At 61.5% G+C, this 23,054-nt stretch carries 15 protein-coding genes; 4 read left to right on the plus strand and 11 right to left on the minus strand.

Going from position 1 to position 23,054, the window contains the following annotated elements:
* Nucleotides 1-6: 6 nt before the first annotated feature.
* Nucleotides 7-2,952: a bifunctional [glutamate--ammonia ligase]-adenylyl-L-tyrosine phosphorylase/[glutamate--ammonia-ligase] adenylyltransferase gene (gene glnE, locus AAEZ08_RS03965; RefSeq protein ID WP_500123747.1), complete on the minus strand. Its 2,946-nt coding sequence runs from the start codon at nt 2,950-2,952 to the stop codon at nt 7-9.
* 269 nt (nt 2,953-3,221) lie between these two features.
* On the opposite strand from glnE, the gene aceE reads away from it, so the two are divergent.
* Nucleotides 3,222-5,867, plus strand: coding sequence for a pyruvate dehydrogenase (acetyl-transferring), homodimeric type (gene aceE / locus AAEZ08_RS03970; RefSeq protein WP_500123748.1), 2,646 nt, complete (start codon nt 3,222-3,224; stop codon nt 5,865-5,867).
* Between the two features lie 24 nt (nt 5,868-5,891).
* On the plus strand, nt 5,892-7,895 hold the full coding sequence (gene aceF / locus AAEZ08_RS03975; protein WP_181065921.1) for a dihydrolipoyllysine-residue acetyltransferase: 2,004 nt from the start codon (nt 5,892-5,894) through the stop codon (nt 7,893-7,895).
* Between the two features lie 136 nt (nt 7,896-8,031).
* Here the strand turns inward: aceF and AAEZ08_RS03980 are convergent, their stop codons facing one another.
* A complete protein-coding gene (locus AAEZ08_RS03980; protein WP_003285239.1) occupies nt 8,032-8,520 on the minus strand; it encodes a hypothetical protein in 489 nt (162 codons plus the stop codon).
* A 149-nt stretch (nt 8,521-8,669) separates the two neighbouring features.
* Here AAEZ08_RS03980 and AAEZ08_RS03985 point away from each other — a divergent pair, with 149 nt between their 5' ends.
* Together AAEZ08_RS03985 and msrA are read left to right on the plus strand one after the other, a co-directional pair.
* Nucleotides 8,670-11,342 carry a bifunctional diguanylate cyclase/phosphodiesterase gene (locus tag AAEZ08_RS03985; RefSeq protein ID WP_003285240.1) on the plus strand — a complete coding sequence of 891 codons (2,673 nt, stop codon included), beginning with the start codon at nt 8,670-8,672 and terminating at the stop codon, nt 11,340-11,342.
* Nucleotides 11,343-11,459: 117 nt separating this feature from the next.
* Entirely contained in the window at nt 11,460-12,107 is a 648-nt protein-coding gene (gene msrA, locus AAEZ08_RS03990) for a peptide-methionine (S)-S-oxide reductase MsrA (protein WP_181065924.1), read from the plus strand.
* Between the two features lie 416 nt (nt 12,108-12,523).
* On the opposite strand, the gene AAEZ08_RS03995 is transcribed toward msrA, so the two are convergent.
* The 9 genes from AAEZ08_RS03995 to bioB all read right to left on the minus strand — a co-directional run bounded on the left by AAEZ08_RS03995 (nt 12,524) and on the right by bioB (nt 22,967).
* Nucleotides 12,524-14,302: an acyl-CoA dehydrogenase C-terminal domain-containing protein gene (locus tag AAEZ08_RS03995; RefSeq protein WP_058064943.1), complete on the minus strand. Its 1,779-nt coding sequence runs from the start codon at nt 14,300-14,302 to the stop codon at nt 12,524-12,526.
* A 139-nt stretch (nt 14,303-14,441) separates the two neighbouring features.
* Nucleotides 14,442-15,731, minus strand: a complete 1,290-nt coding sequence (locus AAEZ08_RS04000) for a GGDEF domain-containing protein (protein WP_500123749.1) — start codon at nt 15,729-15,731, stop codon at nt 14,442-14,444.
* Nucleotides 15,732-15,898: 167 nt separating this feature from the next.
* The gene (locus tag AAEZ08_RS04005; RefSeq protein WP_003282599.1) at nt 15,899-17,704 is read right to left on the minus strand and encodes a phenylacyl-CoA dehydrogenase; all 1,806 of its coding nucleotides are present in this window, start codon (nt 17,702-17,704) and stop codon (nt 15,899-15,901) included.
* A gap of 359 nt (nt 17,705-18,063) precedes the next feature.
* Nucleotides 18,064-18,312, minus strand: a complete 249-nt coding sequence (locus AAEZ08_RS04010) for a hypothetical protein (protein WP_058064941.1) — start codon at nt 18,310-18,312, stop codon at nt 18,064-18,066.
* A 63-nt stretch (nt 18,313-18,375) separates the two neighbouring features.
* Nucleotides 18,376-19,086 carry a dethiobiotin synthase gene (bioD, locus tag AAEZ08_RS04015; protein ID WP_500123750.1) on the minus strand — a complete coding sequence of 237 codons (711 nt, stop codon included), beginning with the start codon at nt 19,084-19,086 and terminating at the stop codon, nt 18,376-18,378.
* On the minus strand, nt 19,086-19,901 hold the full coding sequence (gene bioC / locus AAEZ08_RS04020) for a malonyl-ACP O-methyltransferase BioC (RefSeq protein ID WP_003282602.1): 816 nt from the start codon (nt 19,899-19,901) through the stop codon (nt 19,086-19,088). Before bioC ends, bioD begins: the two co-directional genes overlap by 1 nt.
* The gene (locus tag AAEZ08_RS04025; RefSeq protein ID WP_500123751.1) at nt 19,894-20,619 is read right to left on the minus strand and encodes an alpha/beta fold hydrolase; all 726 of its coding nucleotides are present in this window, start codon (nt 20,617-20,619) and stop codon (nt 19,894-19,896) included. Before AAEZ08_RS04025 ends, bioC begins: the two co-directional genes overlap by 8 nt.
* Nucleotides 20,612-21,790: an 8-amino-7-oxononanoate synthase gene (bioF, locus tag AAEZ08_RS04030; RefSeq protein WP_500123752.1), complete on the minus strand. Its 1,179-nt coding sequence runs from the start codon at nt 21,788-21,790 to the stop codon at nt 20,612-20,614. The genes AAEZ08_RS04025 and bioF overlap by 8 nt, the downstream gene beginning before the upstream one ends.
* Before the next feature lie 118 nt (nt 21,791-21,908).
* Nucleotides 21,909-22,967, minus strand: a complete 1,059-nt coding sequence (bioB, locus tag AAEZ08_RS04035) for a biotin synthase BioB (RefSeq protein ID WP_500123753.1) — start codon at nt 22,965-22,967, stop codon at nt 21,909-21,911.
* Nucleotides 22,968-23,054 lie beyond the last annotated feature (87 nt).

A 23,054-nucleotide genomic window follows, 5' to 3' on the forward strand; every position in this document is an offset into this window, starting at 1 on the left:
GCAGGCTCAGCTGAGCCCCAGCTCGCGCCAGATACGCATGACAGCGCGACGCTCGTCGTGGAATTGATCCCCACTCACCACTCCGGGCTGCTTCTGCAGTGATTGCCGGTGGGCTGCTGCGCGGTAGGCCTTGTAGGCGTCCTGCAGCAGCCGAACCTCATCGCCGGTCATCAACCCGGCCTGCTCCAACCCATCGAGAATGCGGATGTTATCGGTATAGCGCAGCAGTTCGGGATGCTGGTGCGACCACGCCAAAGCCGCGTATTGCACCATAAATTCGATATCCACGATACCACCGGCGTCCTGCTTGAGATTGAACTCGGCGGCACCGTCGAAGGCTTGCTCGGCGGTCCCCGCATGCGTCGCGCGGGTCCCGAGGTTGTCACGCATCTTCGCGCGCATGTCGCTGACTTCGCGACGCAGCGCATCCAGATCGCGTTCACGCCCGAGCACGCCAGCGCGCACCCGCTCGAAGTCGGCGGTCAGCTGCGAGCAGCCAACCAGCACCCGCGCACGCACTAGCGCCTGGTGTTCCCAAGTCCAGGCTTCCTGACTCTGGTAGCGCTCGAAGGCGCCGAGGGAGCTGACCAGCAACCCGGAAGCACCGGACGGACGCAGCCGCATGTCCACTTCATAGAGTTGGCCGGAGGTGGTCTGGGTAGTCAGCAAATGAATAATGCGTTGACCGAGGCGGGTAAAGAACTGCGCGGTGTCGATGGACTTGGCGCCATTGGTCTCGGCGGCAGGGTCACCGTCGTGGATGAACACCAGATCCAGATCGGAACCGTGGCCGAGCTCGATCCCGCCGACTTTGCCATAGCCGACGATGACGAAGGCCGGATCGCACAGCGTGCCGTCGCTGCGCTGTGGCTGGCCATGACGCGCGACGGTGTGGCGCCAGGCCAGGGTCAGCACCTCCTGCAGGATGGCCTCGGCCAGCCAGGTCAGGTAGTCGCTGACCTTCATCAACGGCAGCGTGCCGGCGATCTCCGAGGCGGCGACGCGCAGTCGGTGCGCCAGCTTGAAATGGCGCAGCGCTTCCATTTGCTGCTCCAGATCGTCCTCGGGAATGCGCATCAGCCGCTCGCGCAATTCGGCGGCGAGCTCGGGCGCCAGCGGCGGACTGTAGAGGCGCCCGGCATTGAGCAGCTCATCGAGCAGCAAGGGGAAGCGTGCAATCTGTTCAGCAATCCACGGGCTGGCCGCACAGAGCTCCAGCAGTCGCTGCAGCGCGCCGGGATTTTCGGTCAGCAATACGAGATAGGCCGAACGCCGGGCCACCGCCTCGACCAGCGGCAGCACGCGCTCAAGCACCAGATCCGGGTCATCCTGCTCGACAGCCTGCGCCAGCAGGCGAGGAATGAAGGCATCCAGACGCTCGCGACCGAGACGTTGCATGGTCCTGACCTGACTGGCATTGCGCAGTGCGGCAAGGCGCTGGCAGGCAACCTGACCATCACGGAATCCGGCTTCGGACAGCTGTCGACAGGCGAACTCCTCGTCCCAATCCTGCTCCCAGAGCGGCAGCCATTCACCACCCACCAACGCTTCGCCCTCGGCATCCTCGTCCTCATCCGGGTCAGCGATGACCTGATGGAAATGCCAGTCGATACGCCCACGCCAGTGCAACAGCTGCTCGTGGAAAGCCTGCCAGCTGTCGAAACCAAGCATGAAGGCGACCCGCGCGCAGTCGACTTCAGTCTCCGGCAGCATCTGCGTCTGGCGATCGGCAATGGCCTGCAGCGCATGCTCGGTATAGCGCAGAAACTCGTAGCCTTCGCGCAGCTCCTTCACCGCTGCGCCCGGCAGATAGCCCTGACCCTCCAGCGTCGCCAGCACCTTGAGCAACGGCCGTTGCTGCAGGCTGAGATCCCGCCCGCCGTGAATCAGCTGAAACGCCTGGGCGATGAACTCAACCTCACGGATTCCACCGGCACCCAGCTTGATATTCGAAGCCATGCCCTTGCGCCGGACTTCCTGCTGAATCAGCTGCTTCATGGTGCGCAGCGCTTCGATGGCGGAGAAATCCAGATAGCGCCGATAGACGAACGGCCGCAGCATTTCCAGCAGCTCCTTGCCAGCCTGCTGATCGCCACCAATGACGCGCGCCTTGATCATCGCGTAGCGTTCCCAGTCACGCCCCTGGTCCTGGTAGTACTGCTCCAGCGCATTGAAGCTGTAGACCAACGGCCCGGAGGAGCCGTACGGACGCAAGCGCATATCGACGCGGAAGGCAAAGCCGTCGACGGTGATGGCATCCAACGATTTGATCAGCCGCTGACCGAGTCGGACGAAGAACTCCTGATTGTCCAGCGAACGCTTCGCTCCCACGGTTTCGCCGCCTTCGGGGTACCCAAAGATCAGGTCGATGTCCGAGGACAGATTCAGTTCATGGGCGCCCAACTTGCCCATGCCAAGGATGACCATGTGCTGCGCCGTGCCGCTGCGGCGCCCAGTAGGCACGCCGAACTGTTCGCAGTGGCGCGTGTAGAGCCAGTGATACGCCAGATCGACCGAGGCGTCGGCGAGATCGGAGAGGTCGCGACAGGTTTCGGCCAGGTCAGCCTGACGGGTCAGATCGCGCCAGATGATCCGCACCTGCTGGCGCGTGCGAAAGCGCCGGAGGGTCAGCGCCAGGGCGTCCTCGTTATCGCAGGCGGCAATCTGCTCGTTAAGCGCGTCGCGCATCTCAGTAGGCGCAAACGAGCGATCCAGCCAGCCCCGCTCGGCCAGCTGCAGCAACATCTGCGGATCTCGACTAACCTGTTCGCTGACGAAATCACTCGCCGCACATACTCGAGCGAAAGCATCGTGGTGCTCTGTTAACCAGGCGCGACAACGTGCCGCAATAGCTTCCGACAGGCTGCCGGCGGCACTGAGGAACGACTCTTCGGCACGACTGACAAAAGGCAGAAGCGAGGGCGGCAATGCAACCAGCGATGGCAGACTCATGGAGGTTTCCTTCACACCAGCAATACAGTGAAACCGCGCGATTCAGAGCCTCACATAAACCCTTCACAGGAAAATGCCAGTGCCGCTGATCTGTAGTTTTACTACTAAAGAGTGTTTCAGGGGGCTGATCCTGACGCCGTTTTGTAGTAAAACTACAGGCGCCCGGTCCTATCCCCGGCACTCGTCCAAGAACATTACACGCACCGGCCCACAAAGCCGGTAGCGAACAGGCGACCGATTCTGGAAGCCTTTCCGCCATGGAGCAAGCCATGCAAGATCTCGATCCCGTCGAAACCCAGGAATGGCTGGACGCCCTCGAGTCCGTCCTCGACCGCGAGGGCGAAGACCGCGCTCACTACCTGATGACCCGGATGGGCGAACTGGCCACACGTAGCGGCACCCCCCTGCCCTACGGCATCACTACGCCGTACCGCAACACCATCCCCGTTACCCGTGAAGCCAAGATGCCCGGCGACCTTTTCATGGAGCGCCGTATCCGCTCTTTGGTCCGCTGGAACGCATTAGCCATGGTGATGCGCGCAAACCTCAAGGATCCGGATCTGGGTGGGCACATTTCCACCTTCGCTTCCAGCGCGACGCTCTACGACATCGGCTTCAACTACTTCTTCCAGGCGCCGACCGAAGAGCATGGCGGCGACCTGATCTACTATCAGGGCCATGCCTCCCCCGGCATCTACGCACGCGCCTTTTTGGAAGGTCGCCTGAGCGAAGAGCAGATGCTCAACTTCCGCCAGGAAGTGGATGGCAAGGGCTTATCGAGCTACCCGCACCCGCACCTGATGCCAGACTTCTGGCAGTTCCCGACCGTGTCCATGGGACTCGGCCCGATTACCGCGATCTACCAGGCGCGCTTCATGAAGTACCTGGAAAACCGCGGTTTCATTCCGAAAGGCAAACAGCGCGTCTGGTGCTTCATCGGCGACGGCGAGTGCGACGAGCCGGAAACCCTTGGCGCGATCTCCCTGGCCGGCCGTGAGAACCTCGATAACCTGGTGTTCGTCATCAACTGCAACCTGCAGCGCCTGGACGGCCCGGTTCGCGGTAACGGCAAGATCATTCAGGAACTGGAAGGCGTATTCAAAGGCGCCAACTGGAACGTCAACAAGGTCGTCTGGGGTCGCCTGTGGGATCCACTGTTCGCGATCGATGAAGATGGTCGCATGCAACGCCGCATGGACCAGGCAATCGACGGCGAATACCAGAACTACAAGGCAAAAGACGGCGCCTACGTGCGCAAGCATTTCTTCGGGGCCGACCCAGAACTGCTCAAGCGCGTCGAGAGCATGTCCGACGAAGAAGTCTGGAAGCTCAACCGCGGCGGCCACGATCCCTACAAGGTTTATGCGGCCTACCATCAGGCGGTCAACCACAAAGGCCAGCCGACTGTCATCCTGGCGCACACGATCAAGGGCTACGGCACCGGTGCCGGTGAGGCGAAGAACATCGCCCACAACACCAAGAAAGTCGATATCGACAGCCTGAAGAAATTCCGCGATCGCTTCGACATCCCGGTCAACGACTCGCAGCTCGAAGAGTTGCCGTTCTACCGTCCGGCCGAAGACAGTGCGGAGATGAGATACCTGCGTAAGTGCCGTGACAAGCTGGGTGGCCACCTGCCGCAGCGTCGGCCGAAGAGCTTCAGCATCCCGACACCGCCGCTGGATACCTTGAAGGCAGTGCTCGACGGTTCCGGTGACCGCGAGATTTCCACCACCATGGCGTTCGGTCGCATCCTTTCGCAGCTGGTGAAGGACAAGGATCTGGGCAAGCGTATCGTCCCGATCCTCGCCGACGAGGCGCGCACCTTCGGCATGGAAGGCATGTTCCGTCAGCTGGGTATCTACTCTCCGGTCGGGCAGCTGTACGAGCCGGTCGACCGCGACCAGGTGATGTACTACCGCGAGGAGAAAGATGGCCAGATCCTGCAGGAAGGCCTGAACGAAGCTGGTGCCTTCTCCTCGTTCATCGCCGCAGGTACCGCCTACAGCAACTACAACCAGCCGATGCTGCCGGTCTACATCTTTTACTCGATGTTCGGCTTCCAGCGAATCGGTGACCTGGCCTGGGCGGCTGGCGATGCCCAGACCCGCGGCTTCCTGCTGGGCGGCACTTCCGGGCGTACGACGCTGAACGGTGAAGGCCTGCAGCACGAGGACGGCCACAGCCACATCCTCGCCAGCACCATCCCCAACTGCCGCAGCTATGACCCCACTTACGGCTACGAGCTGGCGGTGATCATGCACCACGGTATGCACGAGATGATGGAGCAGCAGAAGAGCGTCTACTACTACATCACTGTGATGAACGAGAACTACCAGCAGCCGGCCATGCCGCAGGGTGTCGAAGACGGCATCATCAAGGGCATGTACCTGCTCGAAGAAGCCAAAGGCGACTTCAAGCACCGCGTGCAGCTGCTGGGTTCGGGCACCATCCTGCGCGAAGTCCGTGCTGCGGTGGACATCCTCGCCAAGATGGGCGTAGGCGCCGACGTCTGGAGCGTGACCAGCTTCAACGAACTGCGCCGTGACGGCCTGGCGGTAGATCGCTGGAACCGTTTGCACCCGACCGAGGAGCCACGCAAGAGCTACGTCCAGCAGTGCCTGGAAGGCCGCGAAGGCCCGGTCATCGCCTCGACCGACTACATGAAGCTGTTCGCCGACCAGATCCGCCAATGGGTGCCGTCACGCGAATACCAGGTGCTGGGTACCGACGGCTTCGGCCGCAGCGACTCGCGCGCCAAGCTGCGTGATTTCTTCGAGGTCGATCGTCGCTGGGTGACTGTCGCCGCACTGCAAGCACTCGCCGATCGCGGCGCCATCGAACGCACCGTGGTGGCCAACGCCATCACCGAGTTCGGTATCGACCCCGAGAAGCGCAATCCACTGGATTGCTGATGCGTGCGCACAGGAGAACCTATTGTGAGTGAAACCATACGCGTACCCGACATCGGCAGCGGTGAGGGTGAAGTAATCGAATTGTTCGTCAAGGTCGGCGACCGTATCGAAGCCGACCAGAGCATCCTGACGCTCGAATCCGACAAGGCCAGCATGGAAATTCCCGCGCCCAAGGCGGGCGTGGTGAAGAGCCTGAAGGTCAAGCTCGGCGATCGCCTGAAAGAAGGCGACGACCTGCTCGAACTGGAAAGCGAAGAACAGGACAGCGAAGCGCCGGCGCAAGCCGCAGCCGAGCCTGCCGCCGCCAGCAGTGGCGGCCCTGCCGACGAAGCCGAGGAACCCACTCCTGCGGGCGACGAAAACCCGTCAGCTTCGGCTGAGGAGGGCGAATCGCAGGAGATCAAGGTTCCGGACATCGGCTCCTCCGGAAAAGCCAGCGTGATCGAAATTTCAGTGAAGGCCGGCGACACCATCGCCGCCGAGCAACCGCTGATCACGCTGGAGTCCGACAAAGCCAGCATGGAGATCCCCTCTCCAGCCGCCGGTGTGGTCGAGAGCATTTCGGTGAAGGTGGGAGATGAAGTCGGTACCGGCGATCTGATCCTGATCCTCAAGGGCGCCGCCTCAAGCAAGCCCGCAGCGGCCAGTGCTCCGACCAGCCAGGCACAAAGCCCGGCCAAGGAGAAACTGACCGAGCAGGCAGCAGAAGCGCCAGCCGAAGCTGCAGGCGAGTCCGTCGAAGAGGTTCGTATTCCGGACATCGGCTCCAGCGGCAGCGCCAAGGTCATCGAAGTCATGATCAAGGCCGGCGACAGCGTCGAGGCAGACCAATCGCTGATCACCCTTGAATCCGACAAGGCCAGCATGGAAATCCCGGCCCCCAAGGCGGGTGTGGTGGAATCCCTGTCGATCAAGGTGGGTGACGATGCCAAGACTGGCGACCTGATCCTGACCCTCAAAGTCCAAGGCGCCGCACCGGCGAAGAAGCCGGCCGCCAAGCCGGAGGAAGCTGCACCGCAGCAGCAGGCTGTCGCACCGAACAAGCAGGGCGTACCTGAAGCCAAGGCTGCCGCTACACCCGCGCCGGCAGTCAGCGGTCCGAGCAAGACCGGCACCAAGGTTCACGCCGGGCCCGCGGTACGCATGACCGCGCGCGAGTACGGCGTCGAGCTGGTCGACGTTCCGGCTACCGGCCCCAAGGGACGAATCCTCAAGGAGGACGTCCAGGCCTACGTCAAGAACATGCTGCACAAGGCCAAGCATGCTTCGGCCGAAGGTGCAGCGGGCGGTGCCGGCATTCCGCCGATCCCGGCCGTGGACTTCAGCAAGTTCGGCGAGGTCGAAGAAGTCGCGATGTCGCGCCTGATGCAGATCGGCGCAGCCAACCTGCACCGCAGCTGGCTCAATGTGCCACACGTGACGCAGTTCGAATCGGCTGACATCACTGAACTTGAAGCCTTCCGCGTGGCTCAGAAGGCCGCAGCCGAGAAAGCCGGCGTCAAGCTCACCGTGCTGCCACTGTTGCTCAAGGCGTGTGCACACTTGCTACAGGAGCTGCCGGATTTCAACAGTTCGCTGGCGCCAAGTGGCAAGGCGCTTATCCGCAAGAAGTACGTACACATCGGCTTCGCAGTAGATACACCGGACGGGCTGATGGTGCCGGTGATTCGCAATGTCGATCAGAAGAGCCTGCTACAACTGGCCGGCGAAGCGGCACAGCTGGCAGAGAAAGCCCGCACCAAGAAGCTGTCGCCCGATGCGATGCAGGGCGCTTGCTTCACCATTTCCAGCCTTGGTCATATTGGCGGCACCGGCTTCACGCCGATCGTCAACGCGCCGGAAGTGGCAATTCTCGGTGTTTCCAAGGCGACGATGCAGCCCGTTTGGGACGGCAAGGCTTTCGAGCCTCGTCTGATGTTGCCGCTCTCGCTGTCCTACGATCACCGTGTGATCAACGGGGCTGCTGCAGCGCGCTTCACCAAGCGTCTGTCCGAGGTGCTGGCGGATATCCGCACGCTGCTGCTGTAAGCGACTGAGCCAGACGAAAACGCCGCATCCTCTTAACGAAGATGCGGCGTTTTTCTATCCAGCCACGCCGGACGTTGCGCTTGCCGAAGATGATGGGAAATCTAGTCAGCCTCAGCGCAGGACATCCAGCACTACCTCAGCCCTTTTGCAGATTACGGATCAGGAACGACAACGCCTTCGCCAGCTCTTCGGCGCCCTCTGGGTCGCGAAGAATGACCAGCAGGGGCAGACCATCGACAGGGCTGTTGATCGAGCAGCTAAACCCCTGAGAAGGACATTGATATTGCAGGTAAGGATCGAGACCGAATACAGACAGGCTCCGATTGCGCACTGCCACGCCGCCGCTGTTGCCCCGCACCTCTTCGCGAATGCGCAGCTCGCCGGGAGTCGACACGCTCAGCTCGTAAAGAAAGTCCTGCGGGTTGGCTTGTCCAACCTGGTAGCCCGCGCGCAGAGCGTAGGTATCGAGCATTCCATTGCTATGCGCCAACAACGCCTCACGGTCGTTATTGGTTAGATAGAGTTTGCGCAGTTCAGTAAGATAACGCGCCGATTCGTCGGAGCCGAACTCGACCGTTTCGCCCGCTATCAGTGGCGTTCCGATCACGCAGAAAACCGAGACCATCACTAACTTTGCCAGCCGACTTGTCAGTCCCTGTCGCATGATGCACCCTTGCCGAAATTAATATTATTTAGCCATCGTCCTTCGCTGGAACGGCGCCTGGAGCACAGGCCAGCCCGTCTTCAGGGAGCATACTGGAAGCCACCCGCTCGATGAAAATACATACCGATGCCGCCAGCCGTCTGGCGACCGAGGTTGTGACGCAGTTGCCAGTGCCTTCACGGCTCGGCATGCTGCGTTTCGAGCGCCTGAACGAATCCAGCTGGACACTACTATTTCTCGACCCTGCCTGCGATCGGTACCTCGGCGTTTCCGCCGCAGACCTCTGCTCGCTGGTCGACTCTCCCTATGCCAGCCTGATGGAGCCCAGCACCCGCCATCAGTTGCATGAGGATATCCAGCAGCAATTGGCAGGTCGTGGGCACTATTCGGTCAGCTACCGTCTGCATACGCCAGATGACGTGCTGGACATCACCGAACTGGGGGAAGTCTGCCAGCAATACGGCCGCGAGCTGCTCCGGGGCTATCTCATGACCGGTCGACAACCTGAGTCGGATCAGGATCTCAGAGTGCAGAACGCCAGACTACGAACGGCGCTGCAGCAGCATCAGCAAACGCAGGACGAGCACATTGAGCACATGCTGCGCTCGCGCACCCAGCAGAGCCTGATCGTCAGACTGGCGCGCCATCGCTATGGCTCCGGCAATCCGCAACTGGAGGCGGCGCAACTGATAACTCAGGCCGCCAGTGAGGTCTACGAACTCAACCACGCAGTGATTTGGCATCTGAATGGCACCCGCCTGGAGCCAGTCGCCTGCTACCGTCGCGCCAGCGACAGCTACGAAACGCTGTCAGCGCTGGAGCTGGCTCCATACCCGCGCTATTTGCAGGCCCTGCAGAGTGGCCGCGCCGTCGATGCTCAGGACGTTTTGCAGGACCATCGCACCTGCGAGCTGGGCGAATACTACTATCGTCCCCAGGGTATTTGCTCGATCCTCGACGCCAGCATCCGCGTCGGCGGCGAGGTAATAGGCGTGCTCAGCCTGCAACACACCGGCAAACTGCGAGCCTGGCAAGCCGACGAGATCGCCTTTGCCGGCGAACTGGCCGATCAGTACGCCCAGGTCTTGGCGAACCAGCAGCGCCTAAGCGCCACACATATGCTGAATCTGTTCCAGCGCGCGGTGGAACAGAGCGCCAGCGCGTTCATATTGGTCGATCGAGACGGACGGGTGGAATACGTCAATCCGGCCTTTACCGTCATCAGCCAGTTTTCCGCATCCGAGGTACGAGGGCAGCGGTTGGCCGACCTGAAGGCCCTGGAAAACCTCAGCGAGCTGCTTTTCGACACATCCTCGGCACTTGCCCATAGCAATAGCTGGCAAGGGGAATTCCGCTCCCGACGCAAGAATCTGGAGCCCTACTGGGGGCAGCTGTCGATCTCCAAAGTCTTCAACGACGAAGGCGCACTTACCCACTACATCGGCATCTACGAAGACATCACCCGTAACAAGCTGGCGCACCAGCACATCGAACGCCTGGCCTACACCGACAACCTGACCAACCTGGGCAACCGGCCGTGTTTCATCCGCAGCCTTGAAGAACGCTTCGCCGCTGGTGCAGAGCCCAGGCTTTGCTTGCTACTGGTGGACATCGACAACTTCAAACGTATCAACGACAGCCTTGGCCACCAGATCGGCGACAAACTGCTGACCGCCCTCGCTCGCCGCCTGCGCAACGGGCTGAGCCAGCAAAGCGTACTGGCGCGTTTCGCCAGCAATGAATTTGCCCTGCTGTTCGACGACAAGGGGCTGGATGAAGGTATCCGACTGGCAGATCAGGTGCTGCGCATTCTCGACAAGCCGCTGTTCGTCGATAAACAACTGATCAGCGTCAGCGGGTCACTAGGGCTTGCTTGTTCACCGCAGCACGGTAGCGATCCGGAAACACTGATGAAGCATGCCGGGCAGGCGCTGCACAAGGCCAAAGCCAATGGCAAGAATCAGGTACAGATATTCACCGAAGCGCTGCATGCCGAGGCCAACTACAAGTTGTTCGTCGAAAACAACTTGCGCCGGGCCCTCCTGCAGAACGAGCTGGAGGTGTTCTACCAGCCCAAACTGTGCCTGCGTACTGGCCGGCTGCAGGGTCTGGAGGCGTTGCTGCGCTGGAACCATCCGGAAAAGGGCATGATCAGCCCGGATCAGTTCATCAGCGTCGCGGAAGAAACCGGGCTGATCATCCCCATCGGCAAATGGGTCGCTCGCGAAGCATGTCGCATGGGTGTCAGACTGTCAGCGCTAGGCCTTGGCAACCCGCAGATAGCGATCAATCTATCGCCCAAGCAGTTTTCTGACCCGGACCTCCTGGGGTCGATTGCGGCGATCCTGCTTGAGGAGCAGCTTCCGCCAGCCCAGCTGGAGCTGGAGCTGACCGAAAGCCTTCTACTCGATGCCACAGAGGAAACCCGACAACAGCTGATTGGTCTCAAGGCACTGGGGCTGACGCTGGCCATGGACGACTTCGGCACAGGCTATTCCTCGCTGAGTTATCTCAAGAAATTCCCCATCGATGTCATCAAGATCGATCGCAGTTTCATCAAGGACATTCCCGACAATCAGGACGATGTGGAAATCACCTCTGCAGTAATCGCCATGGCTCGCAAGCTGCACCTCAAGGTTGTTGCCGAGGGCATCGAAACGCAGGCGCAGCTGCAGTTCCTTCGCCTGCACCGCTGCGACATCGGCCAGGGCTACCTGTTCGACAAACCCATTCCGGGAAACAATCTGAGCGAAGCCCTGCGACGTTATCCACGCTGGAGCTGAGCGCCACATCGTCGCCGCAACGCCTATTTCAGCGACGTGCGGTATCGACCGTGCTTTCACAGCTGCCCGAGCTTTTGTAGCCTACATCGTCCCCCTCCCGCTCCGATCGAGGCACGCATGTCGCTACGCTCAGAAATACTGGTCAGCAAGCAAGCCTTACCCACGCCAGAGCAGGCCCTACCCGGCCGCTCAACGCCCATGTCGGTCCCCGCAGCACACTACGTCAATGGCAATTCGCTGCAGGCGCCATTCCCTGAAGGCTTGGAACAGGCGGTGTTTGCCATGGGCTGCTTCTGGGGCGCGGAACGGCGGTTCTGGGAGCAGCCGGGTGTCTGGTCCACGGCCGTGGGTTATGCCGGCGGGCTGACACCAAACCCAACGTATGACGAGGTATGCTCCGGCCTAACCGGCCATACCGAGGCAGTGCTCGTGGTGTTCGATCCGCAGCAGATCGACTACGGCACGCTGCTGCGCAATTTCTGGGAAGCGCACAACCCGACGCAAGGGATGCGCCAGGGCAACGATGTCGGCAGCCAGTACCGCTCGGCAATCTACTGCATGAACGCACAGCAGCACACCGAGGCGCAGGCCAGTCGTGATCGCTTTCAGCAGCGTCTGCGCGATGCCGGCTTTCCGGAGATCACCACAGAAATTGCCGACGCCCCAACGTTCTATTACGCAGAGGCCTACCACCAGCAGTATCTGGCAAAAAATCCGGGGGGGTATTGCGGGTTGGGAGGCACAGGCGTTTGCATGCCGGATTAAGGCGAGCGTTAGCAGGCAGACTAAGCCGCTCCTACAACGAGCCTGCATCGCGACGCTAGATGCGTGCCTGAACTAAGCAGAAAAGAAAAACCCCGCCGAAGCGGGGCTCTGCAGACTGAATCCTGACATCCGTGATCGCGCGCCGTCCTGGCGCCGCTCCCTGTGTGGTCCGTATTGTTGATCTGCGCTTTCCTTGCGCCACGTCCTTATGCAGTAGATTACCGCCAGACCGTGATGGCCAGTAGTAGCCATTTTGCATCACGCCATGTAAGCCTTTTCCTACATCGCGTCATCCGTGATGCAGAGCTGTAAGTCCAGGCTTACATATGCGCAGTTTTTATGACCTGAGGCGCGGCTTAATCGTTCCGCGTCATGGCCAAATAATTTCATATTGCCTTTAGATTAAGCCGTGCGACTTAAAATTGAGCGGCATCAAGCAGATACAGCGACTCGCTTCCAGCCTTGACCGACGCGCTCAGCGAATGGATGCGAGGCAGCAAACGGGCAAAGTAGAAACGCGCTGTTCCAAGCTTGCTCTGGTAAAAATCCCCTTCCTCCTGCTTGGCAAATGCGACGGCTGCCATGCGCGCCCACATGTATGCGTACGCGGTGTAGCCGAACACGTGGAGGTATTCCACCGATGCGGCACCGATCTCGTTTGGGTTCGTCTTGGCCTGGTCGATCACCCAAGCAGTCAACTCGTCCAGATTATCCATCGCAGCTTTGAGGGGCTTGGCGAACTCTGCCAGCTGCGGATCTGCATCGGCGATAAAGGCGCGAATCTCATCGACGAACGCCTGATACATGGCGCCGCCACTGCCGACGATCTTGCGGCCGACTAGGTCCAATGCCTGAATGCCATTGGTGCCCTCGTAGATCTGGGTGATCCGGCAGTCACGCACCAGCTGCTCCTGACCCCACTCACGAATGAAGCCGTGGCCGCCGAAGACTTGCTGGCCATGAACCGTGGTTTCCAGCCCCATATCGGTAAGGAATGCTTTGGCTACTGGCGTCAGCAGCGCCACCTGAGCCTCGGCACGCAGTCGCGCCTCGTCGTCATCGCTGAACTTGGCGATATCGAGCTGCAGCGCGACATAGCTGGAGAAGGCCCGGCCACCCTCGTTTAGCGCCTTCATCGTCAGCAGCATGCGACGCACATCCGGGTGCACGATGATCGGGTCAGCGGCCTTGTCCTGCGCCACCGGCCCGGTCGGGGCGCGGCTCTGCGTACGATCGCGGGCATACTCGATTGCGCTCTGATAGGAACGTTCACCGGTCGACAAACCCTGGATACCAACTCCCAAGCGCTCGTAGTTCATCATGGTGAACATCGCCGCCAGGCCCTTGTTCGGCTCGCCGACCATCCAACCGGTGGCACCGTCGAAATTCATCACGCAGGTTGCCGAGGCCTGGATACCCATCTTGTGCTCGATGGAACCGCAGGACAGCGAGTTTCGCTCACCCAGGGTGCCATCCTCATTGACCATGACCTTTGGCACCAGGAACAACGAAATGCCGCGGGAGCCAGCCGGCGCATCCGGCAGTTTGGCCAGCACCAGATGGATGATGTTCTCGGTCAAGTCGTGCTCGCCGCCGGTGATGAAGATCTTGGTTCCGCTAACCTTGTAGGAACCATCGGCCTGTGGCTCAGCCTTGGTGCGAATGATGCCCAGGTCGGTGCCCGCATGGGGCTCGGTCAGGCACATGGAGCCGGACCAGACACCGGCATACATGTTCGGCAGGTACTTCTGCTTGAGCTCCTCGCTGGCGTGGGCATAGATCGACAGGCAGGCGCCGGACGTCAGCATTGGATAGAGACCGAAGGCCAGGCTGGCGGAGTTCATCATTTCCTCGACCTGAGCCGAGATGACTTTCGGCATGCCCATGCCGCCGAACGCCGGATCACCACCAACACCTACCCAGCCGCCTTCGGCGTACAACTGATAAGCCTCGCGGTAGCCGGCGGGCGTCGAAACCGCCCCGGCGTCCCAGCGACAGCCCTCTTCATCACCGCTGCGGTTAAGCGGGGCAATGCTGTTGGCCGTGATCTTGCCGGCTTCCTCAAGAATGGCGTCGGCCGTTTCGGCATCGACAACCTCGGCCAGGGCTGGCAGCGACTGCCATAGTTTCGGCGCGTCGAAGACTTCATTCAGGACAAAACGCATGTCGCGCAGCGGCGCTTGGTAGTCAGCCATGGCAAGGTTCCTCGCAAGACACTGGGTTGCAGCCACTGTGGGCCGTTTCCAGCGAGTCTAACCGAATAACCAATACGGGATTAAGCGTCTTTTTATGACTTAATGGTTTTTATTGGTCACAAACAGCACTCATGCAACCCTAACGCGAACGCACGGCCATCCGCACCGCGCCACGCCCGCTACCGTGCACTCGCACACAATTGCGCCCGGCCTTCTTTGCGGCGTAGAGCGCTTCATCAGCCGCTTTGATAACCTCTGCTGCGCCGCGTTGCTCGACCTGCCGTTCCGCCACGCCGATGCTGATGGTTACCGAGACTTGACTGGCAGAAGATGCGCCGCGAGCCATGCGGCCACGTCGATCATCTTTCGGCCGGCTGCTTGTATCGCGCAATTGCAGCGCATAGGCCTCCACGGCTTGGCGTACCGCCTCCAGATGTGGCAAACACTGCTCGATACTGCGTCCCGGGAACACCAGAGTGAACTCCTCACCCCCATAGCGATAGGCGCGCCCACCGCCGCCGATTTTACGTAACCGACTGGCGACCATCCGCAGCACCTGATCGCCGACATCATGGCCATGGGTATCGTTGAAGCTCTTGAAATGGTCCACATCCGCCATTGCCAGCACGTACTGCCGCCCGAGGCGCTGCAAGCGCTCGTTCAACGCACGACGGCCGGGCAGCCCAGTCAGCTCGTCACGGAAGGCCATGAGATACGCTTCATGGGCGATCGCCACCACCAATATCAACAGCACATGACTGCTCAACACGTTCAAGGCACCGGCGCGGCTGAACGTCTGCGGAAGCATCAGCAACAACCCAAGCAAAGCAACGACCTGCGCCGCATGGGTCGGCCTTGGCTGGCGCAGGTACTGGATGATCAGTAGCACTAGCGCCCCCAAGAACGCCGGGTACGCCAGCTGGATGAGCGGCAGCCAGTCAGCCTGCAGGGCTGGCCAGCGAATCACGACGAGCCAGGCGTGTAATGCTTCAGGAAAACGTCTTGCCAACGCCAGGGCAACAATGCCGACGGCAAACAGTACCGCTGCACGCGCCAGCCCGTCTTGAGCAAGGTGACTGCGCTCCCGCCACATCCCATACAGGCCATAGAGCAACGGTAAGAGCAGGCTGCACAGATGAAAAGTAAGGGCCGCATCGTCCAACAGCGTGCCGTGGGCGCGGAAATGGTCGACATGGGTGTCGAGCAAAAAATAAACCAGATAGACACAAAGCAGCAGAAAGGACTCACGAATGCGCCCGTACATCATGCAGAGCGCACCACCGAGCAACAGCAGCACGGTGGGCAGGACGTTATAAAGCGATGTGAAGAACTCGTTCAGCGATCCCTGACGCGCAATGACTTCGCCGCCCAATAGCAAGGCCAGCGGCGCAAGGAAGTGGCTGAAGCGGGCCGAGACGGTACGTGACAAGAGTGCTCCGGCGTGTTGCCGAGAAAGCTAGCATTTTGCCTTCTCGCCACCCGTTACGCAGCCAAAAAACCATCCAATGCGCTATCCCGCACGGCAAAGCCGCCTATACCTGCGCAAAAAAAAGCCGCTGCAGAGCAGCGGCTTTTTTCTACAACTTCTTCAGCCTATTAGTAACCGAGCGCGAAATCTTCCTCAGCCATTTCCATCAGGTTATCGGCACCCGACATCATGGCGTCAACATGCATGCGGGTACGCGGCAGGATGCGCTGGAAGTAGAAGCGAGCGGTCTGCAGCTTGGCCTTGTAAAACGCCTCCTCGGAGGTGCCTTCAGCCAGTTTCTCGGCAGCAACCCGAGCCATGTCAGCCCAGAAATAGGCGAGGCAGGCATAGCCGGAATACATGCAGTAATCGACCGATGCCGCACCGACCATTTCACGGTCCTTCATGGCAGCCATGCCGATCTTCATGGTCAGCTCGCCCCACTCCTTGTTCAGCTGGTTCAGAGGGGTAACGAACTCCTTGATGGCATCGTTGCCTTCCTGGTTCTGGCAGAACTTGTGCACGATCTTGGTGAAGGACTTCAGCGCCTCGCCCTGAGTCATCAACACCTTGCGGCCCAACAGGTCCAGCGCCTGGATACCGGTGGTGCCTTCGTACAGCATGGAGATACGGGCATCACGCACGTTCTGCTCCATGCCCCACTCGGCAATGAAGCCGTGGCCACCGTAGATCTGTACGCCATGGTTGGCCGCTTCGAAACCCACTTCGGTCATGAAAGCCTTGGCGATCGGCGTGAGGAAGGCCAGCAGTGTGTCGGCCTGCTTCTTCTGCTCTTCATCCTGGCTGTTCTTGACGATGTCGACCTGCTTGGCAGTGAAGTAAACCATCGCGCGGTTGCCCTCGGCGAATGCCTTCATGGTCAACAGCATACGGCGCACGTCAGGGTGCACGATAATCGGGTCGGCTGCCTTCTCAGGCGCTTTAGGACCGGTAAGCGCACGCATCTGCAGACGCTCGCGAGCGTACTTGATGCCACCCTGGAAACCGATCTCGGCATGCGCCAGGCCCTGCAGTGCGGTACCCAGACGTGCGGTATTCATGAAGGTGAACATGGCGTTCAGGCCCTTGTTCGGCGGCCCGATCAGGAAGCCGGTAGCGCCGTCGAAGTTCATGACACAGGTCGCGTTGCCATGGATACCCATCTTGTGTTCCAGCGAGCCGCAGGTCACACCGTTGCGCTCGCCCTTCTCGCCTTCAGCGTTGGGCAGGAACTTGGGCACGATGAACAGGGAAATACCCTTGGTGCCAGCCGGAGCATCGGGCAGGCGAGCCAGCACAATGTGGACGATATTCTCGGCCATGTCATGCTCACCGGAAGAGATGAAGATCTTGGTGCCGTTCAGCTTGTAGCTGCCGTCAGCCTGAGGCTCGGCCTTGGTGCGCAGCATGCCAAGGTCGGTACCGCAGTGCGGCTCGGTCAAGCACATGGTGCCAGTCCACTGACCGGAAACCAGCTTGCTCAGGTAGGTGTGCTTCTGATCATCGGTGCCGTGGGTAGCAATGGTGTTCATGCAGCCATGGGACAGGCCGGGGTACATGCCCCAGGACCAGTTGGCCTGACCGATCATTTCACTGATAGCCAGACCGAGAGACTCGGGCAGACCCTGGCCGCCGTGGTCGACGTCATGGGCCAGGCTCGGCCAGCCGCCTTCCACGTACTGCTCGTACGCTTCCTTGAATCCGGTCGGCGTTTTCACACCCGACTCGCTCCAGGTACAACCTTCGATGTCGCCGACGCGGTTCAGCGGTGCGAGCACCTGCTCACAGAACTTCGCGCCTTCGTCGAGAATGGCATTGACCATATCCGGGGTGGCGTCTTCACATCCCGGCAGGCTCTGGTAATGCGCCTCGTAGCCGAGCAGCTCGTCACGTACGAAGCGGATATCGCGCAAGGGGGCCTTGTAGTCGGGCATAGCGTAAACCTCAGCGGTGAGTTCTTGTTACAAGCTGACCGGGACGACCCAGCCATTTGAATTCGATTTCGACCGTCGGACAACTAGCCCGAAGGGTCAAACAGGCGTTTGAAACATACGTTTCGACCTGATCGATGTCAAGCGGAGGAAAATGCACGCGTAGAGACCTGAATGCATTGAGATGTCGCGCCTGAGCGGGAAACTGGCTGTCGGGTAAAGGCTATGGAAACGAGCTGTTGCAAAAGCAGGGCGTGAGTACGTCTGCCGGAATGGCACCAAAAAAGACGGTGAGGAGAGAGGCATCGCGTCGAACGAGACGACCGACGGCGCAGGTGAGCAGGAAAAGTACAGGCCTGAGATCAGGCCTGGGTATCGATCAGCGTGCCGAGCACTTCATCAGCACTCTGGATCACCCGGGCTCCAACCTTGGCGCTGTGCTCACCGACTTTCAGCTGAATCATCTGCTCGGTGATATCCGCAACAGCCTGAGAATTATCAGGCACAGGTCCATTGGCAGATGCGATAGCCGAGGCAGCCTGTTCGACACGCTGCTGGCCGCTCTGGAAGGCGCTTAGACCGGCGCTCATCATACTGTTAGTGATCTGCATGGTGACTCCACGCGCTATCAGGTTGCCATCATTCAAGCAGATGCTGGCAGCTATCGCAAGGCGCTAGCCGTCGGAATGCGAATCTGCGCATGTCAGCCGCAATGGAGACAGCGTCAGGTGCTGTGCGACTTGTCGTGCAGTAGCCTCAGCAAGGCGCGGCACCCGGCCAAGGCAGGGTGCCGGCAGCAACTCAGCGAGGGTAGAGAGGTTTTCCTCCAGGCGCGAAGTGGCAGGGTCAACGATATTCGCCACCCAGCCAGCCAGCACCAAGCCGTCGCGGGCGATCGCTTCGGCGCTGAGCAGCGCATGATTGATGCAACCCAAGCGCACCCCAACCACGAGAATGACCGGCAATCCCAGCGCCACTGGCAATGCCGACAGATACTCACGCGCATTCAGCGGCACCCGCCAGCCGCCCGCACCCTCGACCAGGGTGAAATCGGCTTGCCGAGCCAGCACCGGCTGCACGGCCTGAACCAGACCAGCGACACTCAGCTCGACCCCGGCTTCGTGGGCAGCGATATGCGGGGCAATGGCCGGCTCGAACGCGAACGGGTTGACCGTCGCATAGTCCAGCGCAGGACCGCACTCGGCCAGCAGCGCCAGCGCATCGCTGTTACGCAAGCCCTGCTCGGTCCGTTCGCAGCCTGAGGCGACCGGCTTCACCGCCGCGGTGGACATCCCTTGCGCGCGCGCGGCATGCAGCAAACCAGCAGCGATGGTGGTCTTGCCGACATCGGTATCAGTGCCGGCAATGAAGAAAGCGCGATGCATCATGGCTCCTTGTGCAGAATGCCGTAGATCACCTGGTAGGTCGCCGGGAGCCCTTCGGGCTGGCGGAAATCTTCGTAGGCCTCGACCAGCGCGCGGATGCGTGAGCGCCCGGTCAACCCGTCCGGGCGACCCGGGTTCAGGTTGTGCGCACCCAGCGCCTTGAGCTCATGGGTCAGCTGGCGCAAATCGGGGAAATGCAGCACTTCCGGGCGCACTTCGAGACTCACCAATCCCAGACCGCAGTCCCTACACAGCGCCTGGTAGGCCTCCAGCGAGCGGAAGCGATTGACGTGAGCGAAGCCGTCCACCACCAGCCAGCTGTCCCGCAGCTCCTGCAGGGTACCGCTGCACAGACTGGTGAAGGCGAGGATGCCGCCCGGACGTAACACCCGCCGCGCTTCGCTCAGCACGACTGCGAAATCCTCGCACCACTGCAGCGCCAGGCTCGAATAGATCAGATCGACGCTGCCATCACGCAGCGGCAGCCGCTCGGCGTCACCGGTGACGAAATGCCGTGCGCCTCCCTGCGGCCGCGCGTGGCGCAGCATGCCCTCGGCGATATCCAGTGCCAGGCCATCGGCCTCCGGAAAGGCCGCGGCCAGGGCGCGGGAAAAGTAGCCGGTGCCACTGCCAAGATCGAGCCAGCAGCTGGGTTGCCGAGTTGAAGGCAGTCGGGCCAGCAATTGATTACCGACTTTCCGCTGCAGCGCGGCGACGCTGTCGTAGCTGGCAGCAGCACGGGAAAACGATGCCGCGACCTGGCGCTTGTCAGGTAACTGCGCCGGTGGACGCTCGCTGAGCGATGCTTCAGTCATCCTCGCCCTCACCCATGAACGCCAGCATGGCGGTCGCCACGTCGTCGGCGCGCTCCAGCGGCAGGCCGTGGCTGGCACTGGCCAGCACATCGACCTCCACATCCGGCAGACAGGCCAGCAGCGCCTCCGCGGCAGCCGCTGGGACCAGCGCATCGCTGCCCGCGAACAGGTGTAGCTGCGGTCCAACGTAACGCTGCAGCGACTCGCGTCCATCCAGATCGGCAAGCAGGCGCAAACCGGCGGCCGCGACGGCCACAGGCTGGTCGAGCAGACTGACCTGCAACTGCCGGGCAAGCGTGCGCGGATCGTACGCACCGCGGCTGCAGAGCAAACTGAAGCGCTTGAGCGTGTCCTCCGGTCCCATCTGGAATGCCGCATCGAAGGCATCGAAGACTTCGGCAGGCATGGCCGTCGGCCAATCGTCGCGGCTGCGGAAGCAGGGGTTGCTACAGATGGTGATCAGGCCAGGGCAGTTGTCGCCACGGCGTGCTGCCAGCTGCGTGGCCAGCATTCCGCCCAGGGACCAGCCCGCTATCCAGCTGTCGACGGGCAACCGCGCATCCAGCTCATCGAGCCAGGCCTCAGGGCGCTCTAGCGTCGGCAGCGGGACAATGTCGACCTGCAGCCGCGGCTCACGATCACGCAACAGCTCGGCCAGGGGCTCCAGGGCAGCCGGGCCGAACGCCCAACCCGGCAGAAGAATCAGTCGATCACGCATCCTCGTTCTCCTTGGGCAATAGGGCCCAGCACTCGGCCAGCGCTAGCAGCAGACGGTCCAGCTGCGCCTCACTGTGGCTCGCGGTGAAGGTGATCCGCAGTCGCGCGCTGCCGGCCGGAACGGTCGGCGGGCGAATGGCGCCGACCAGGATGCCGCGTTCGCGCAGCAACGCCGACAGCCTTAACGCCCGTTCGCTGCTGCCCACCAGCACCGGCTGGATCGGCGTCGGGCTGTCCATCAGCGTCAGTCCGATCTGCTGCGCGCCCTCGCGGAAACGCGCGACCAATCGGTTCAGATGCTCTCGGCGCCAGCCTTCGCTGCTCAGCAGCTCCAGGCTTTTGAGTGTGGCACAGGCCACCGCCGGCGGCTGGCTAGTGGTGTAGATGTAGGGCCGAGCGAACTGGATCAGCGTTTCGATCAGCTCCTCGCTGCCGGCGACAAAGGCACCCGCGGTGCCGAACGCCTTGCCCAGCGTGCCAACCAGCACCGGCACGTCATCCATGCCCAGGCCGAAGTGCTCGACGATGCCGCCGCCCGTCGCGCCCAGCGGACCGAAGCCATGGGCATCGTCGACCATCACCCAGGCGCCACGCTGCTTGGCCGTGGCGCAGATCGCCGGCAGGTCGGCGAGATCGCCGTCCATGCTGAATACGCCATCGGTCACCACCAGGGTATTGCCGCTGGCCTTCTCCAGGCGCTTGCCGAGGCTCTCGGCGTCGTTGTGCAGGTAGCGCGAGAAACGCGCGCCCGAGAGCAGACCAGCATCGAGCAGGGAAGCGTGATTGAGGCGATCCTCCAGCACCGTATCGCCCTGCCCGACCAGCGCCGTCACCGCGGCCAGATTCGCCATGTAGCCGGTGGAAAACAGCAGGGCACGCGGGCGGCCGGTGAATTCGGCGAGGGCTTCTTCGAGCTGGTGATGCGGCGTGCTGTGGCCGATCACCAGATGCGAGGCACCGCCGCCCACGCCCCACTTCGCGGCGCCCTGCTGCATGGCTGCGATCACCTCGGGATGGCTGGCCAGTCCCAGGTAGTCGTTGGAGCAGAACGCCAGCAGCCGCTGCCCATCGACCACCACTTCCGGCTGCTGCGGTGTTTCCAGCAACGGGCGTTGACGATAGAGATGGGCCGCGCGGCGCTCGGCAAGACGGGCGGAGAGATCGAAAGTCATGGACTCGGATACCGGCGAATGGTGGATAACCGCAAGCGGGTTCCACCTTACGAAGAGTCGCGTTAAGTGTCGGGGGAATCGGGGCGCAGTTGGCGTCTCCGTCCACCGAAACGAATCATCAGGCTGAAGCGGCGTTGTAGAACAGCTTGCTGTCGCGCTGCTCGATCAGCGCCTGCTCGATGGCCGCCTGGTGTACTTCGTCGGCGTGCTCGTGGCGCTCTTCCGGCTTGATGCCCAGGCGCGCGAACAGCTGCATGTCCTTGCCAGCCTGCGGGTTGGCGGTGGTCAGCAGCTTCTCGCCGTAGAAGATCGAGTTGGCGCCGGCGAAGAATGCCAGGGCCTGAATCTGATCGTTCATCTGCTCACGGCCGGCGGACAGGCGCACATGGGATTTCGGCATCATGATCCGCGCCACGGCGAGCATGCGGATGAAGTCGAACGGATCGACGTCCTGTTCCTCGGCCAGCGGTGTGCCCTTGACCTTGACCAGCATGTTGATCGGCACCGATTCCGGGTGCTCCGGCAGGTTGGCCAGCTGGATCAGCAGGCCGGCGCGATCGTCCAGCGACTCGCCCATGCCGAGAATGCCGCCGGAGCAGATCTTCATGCCCGCCTCGCGCACGTAGCTCAGCGTCTCCAGACGCTCACCGTAGGTGCGGGTGGTGATGATGTTGCCGTAGTACTCCGGCGAGGTGTCGAGGTTGTGGTTGTAGTAATCCAGCCCCGCCGCCGCCAGCGCCTTGGTCTGCTCCTGATCGAGCTTGCCGAGGGTCATGCAGGTTTCCAGGCCCAGCGCCTTCACACCCTCGACCATTTTCAGCACGTAGGGCATGTCCTTCGCGGACGGGTGCTTCCAGGCTGCGCCCATGCAGAAGCGCGTCGAGCCGATGGCCTTGGCTTCGGCCGCCGCCTCCAGCACCTTCTGCACTTCCATCAGCTTTTCTTTATCCAGGCCAGTGTTGTAGTGGCCGGACTGCGGGCAGTACTTGCAGTCTTCCGGGCATGCGCCGGTCTTGATCGAGAGCAGGGTGGACACCTGCACGCGGTTGGCATCGAAATGCTGGCGATGCACGGTCTGCGCCTGGAACAGCAGATCATTGAAGGGTTGCTCGAAGAGCGCCTTGACCTCGGCAAGAGTCCAATCGTGACGCGTAACGGAAGCGGAGGTGGCGCTCATGGGCATTCCTTGTAATTAATAGCGGCTTGGCGGCCTGACACGGATGTGGAATGGTTAGCCAAGCTCGAAACGCTGTCAACCAGGAAA

Origin of the sequence: Pseudomonas sp. E45-MNA-CIBAN-0222 (assembly GCF_040310405.1) — a bacterium.
In the GTDB taxonomy this organism is placed as follows: Bacteria; Pseudomonadota; Gammaproteobacteria; order Pseudomonadales; family Pseudomonadaceae; genus Stutzerimonas; species Stutzerimonas stutzeri_AC.

What these genes read in the sequence shown, in the direction of transcription:
- glnE (WP_500123747.1), bottom strand. Translation starts at nt 2,952, where the DNA reads ATGAGTCTGCCATCGCTGGTTGCATTGCCGCCCTCGCTTCTGCCTTTT.
- aceE (WP_500123748.1), top strand. Translation starts at nt 3,222, where the DNA reads ATGCAAGATCTCGATCCCGTCGAAACCCAGGAATGGCTGGACGCCCTC.
- AAEZ08_RS03980 (WP_003285239.1), bottom strand. Translation starts at nt 8,520, where the DNA reads ATGGTCTCGGTTTTCTGCGTGATCGGAACGCCACTGATAGCGGGCGAA.
- AAEZ08_RS03985 (WP_003285240.1), top strand. Translation starts at nt 8,670, where the DNA reads ATGAAAATACATACCGATGCCGCCAGCCGTCTGGCGACCGAGGTTGTG.
- msrA (WP_181065924.1), top strand. Translation starts at nt 11,460, where the DNA reads ATGTCGCTACGCTCAGAAATACTGGTCAGCAAGCAAGCCTTACCCACG.
- AAEZ08_RS03995 (WP_058064943.1), bottom strand. Translation starts at nt 14,302, where the DNA reads ATGGCTGACTACCAAGCGCCGCTGCGCGACATGCGTTTTGTCCTGAAT.
- AAEZ08_RS04005 (WP_003282599.1), bottom strand. Translation starts at nt 17,704, where the DNA reads ATGCCCGACTACAAGGCCCCCTTGCGCGATATCCGCTTCGTACGTGAC.
- AAEZ08_RS04010 (WP_058064941.1), bottom strand. Translation starts at nt 18,312, where the DNA reads ATGCAGATCACTAACAGTATGATGAGCGCCGGTCTAAGCGCCTTCCAG.
- bioD (WP_500123750.1), bottom strand. Translation starts at nt 19,086, where the DNA reads ATGCATCGCGCTTTCTTCATTGCCGGCACTGATACCGATGTCGGCAAG.
- bioC (WP_003282602.1), bottom strand. Translation starts at nt 19,901, where the DNA reads ATGACTGAAGCATCGCTCAGCGAGCGTCCACCGGCGCAGTTACCTGAC.
- AAEZ08_RS04025 (WP_500123751.1), bottom strand. Translation starts at nt 20,619, where the DNA reads ATGCGTGATCGACTGATTCTTCTGCCGGGTTGGGCGTTCGGCCCGGCT.
- bioF (WP_500123752.1), bottom strand. Translation starts at nt 21,790, where the DNA reads ATGACTTTCGATCTCTCCGCCCGTCTTGCCGAGCGCCGCGCGGCCCAT.
- bioB (WP_500123753.1), bottom strand. Translation starts at nt 22,967, where the DNA reads ATGAGCGCCACCTCCGCTTCCGTTACGCGTCACGATTGGACTCTTGCC.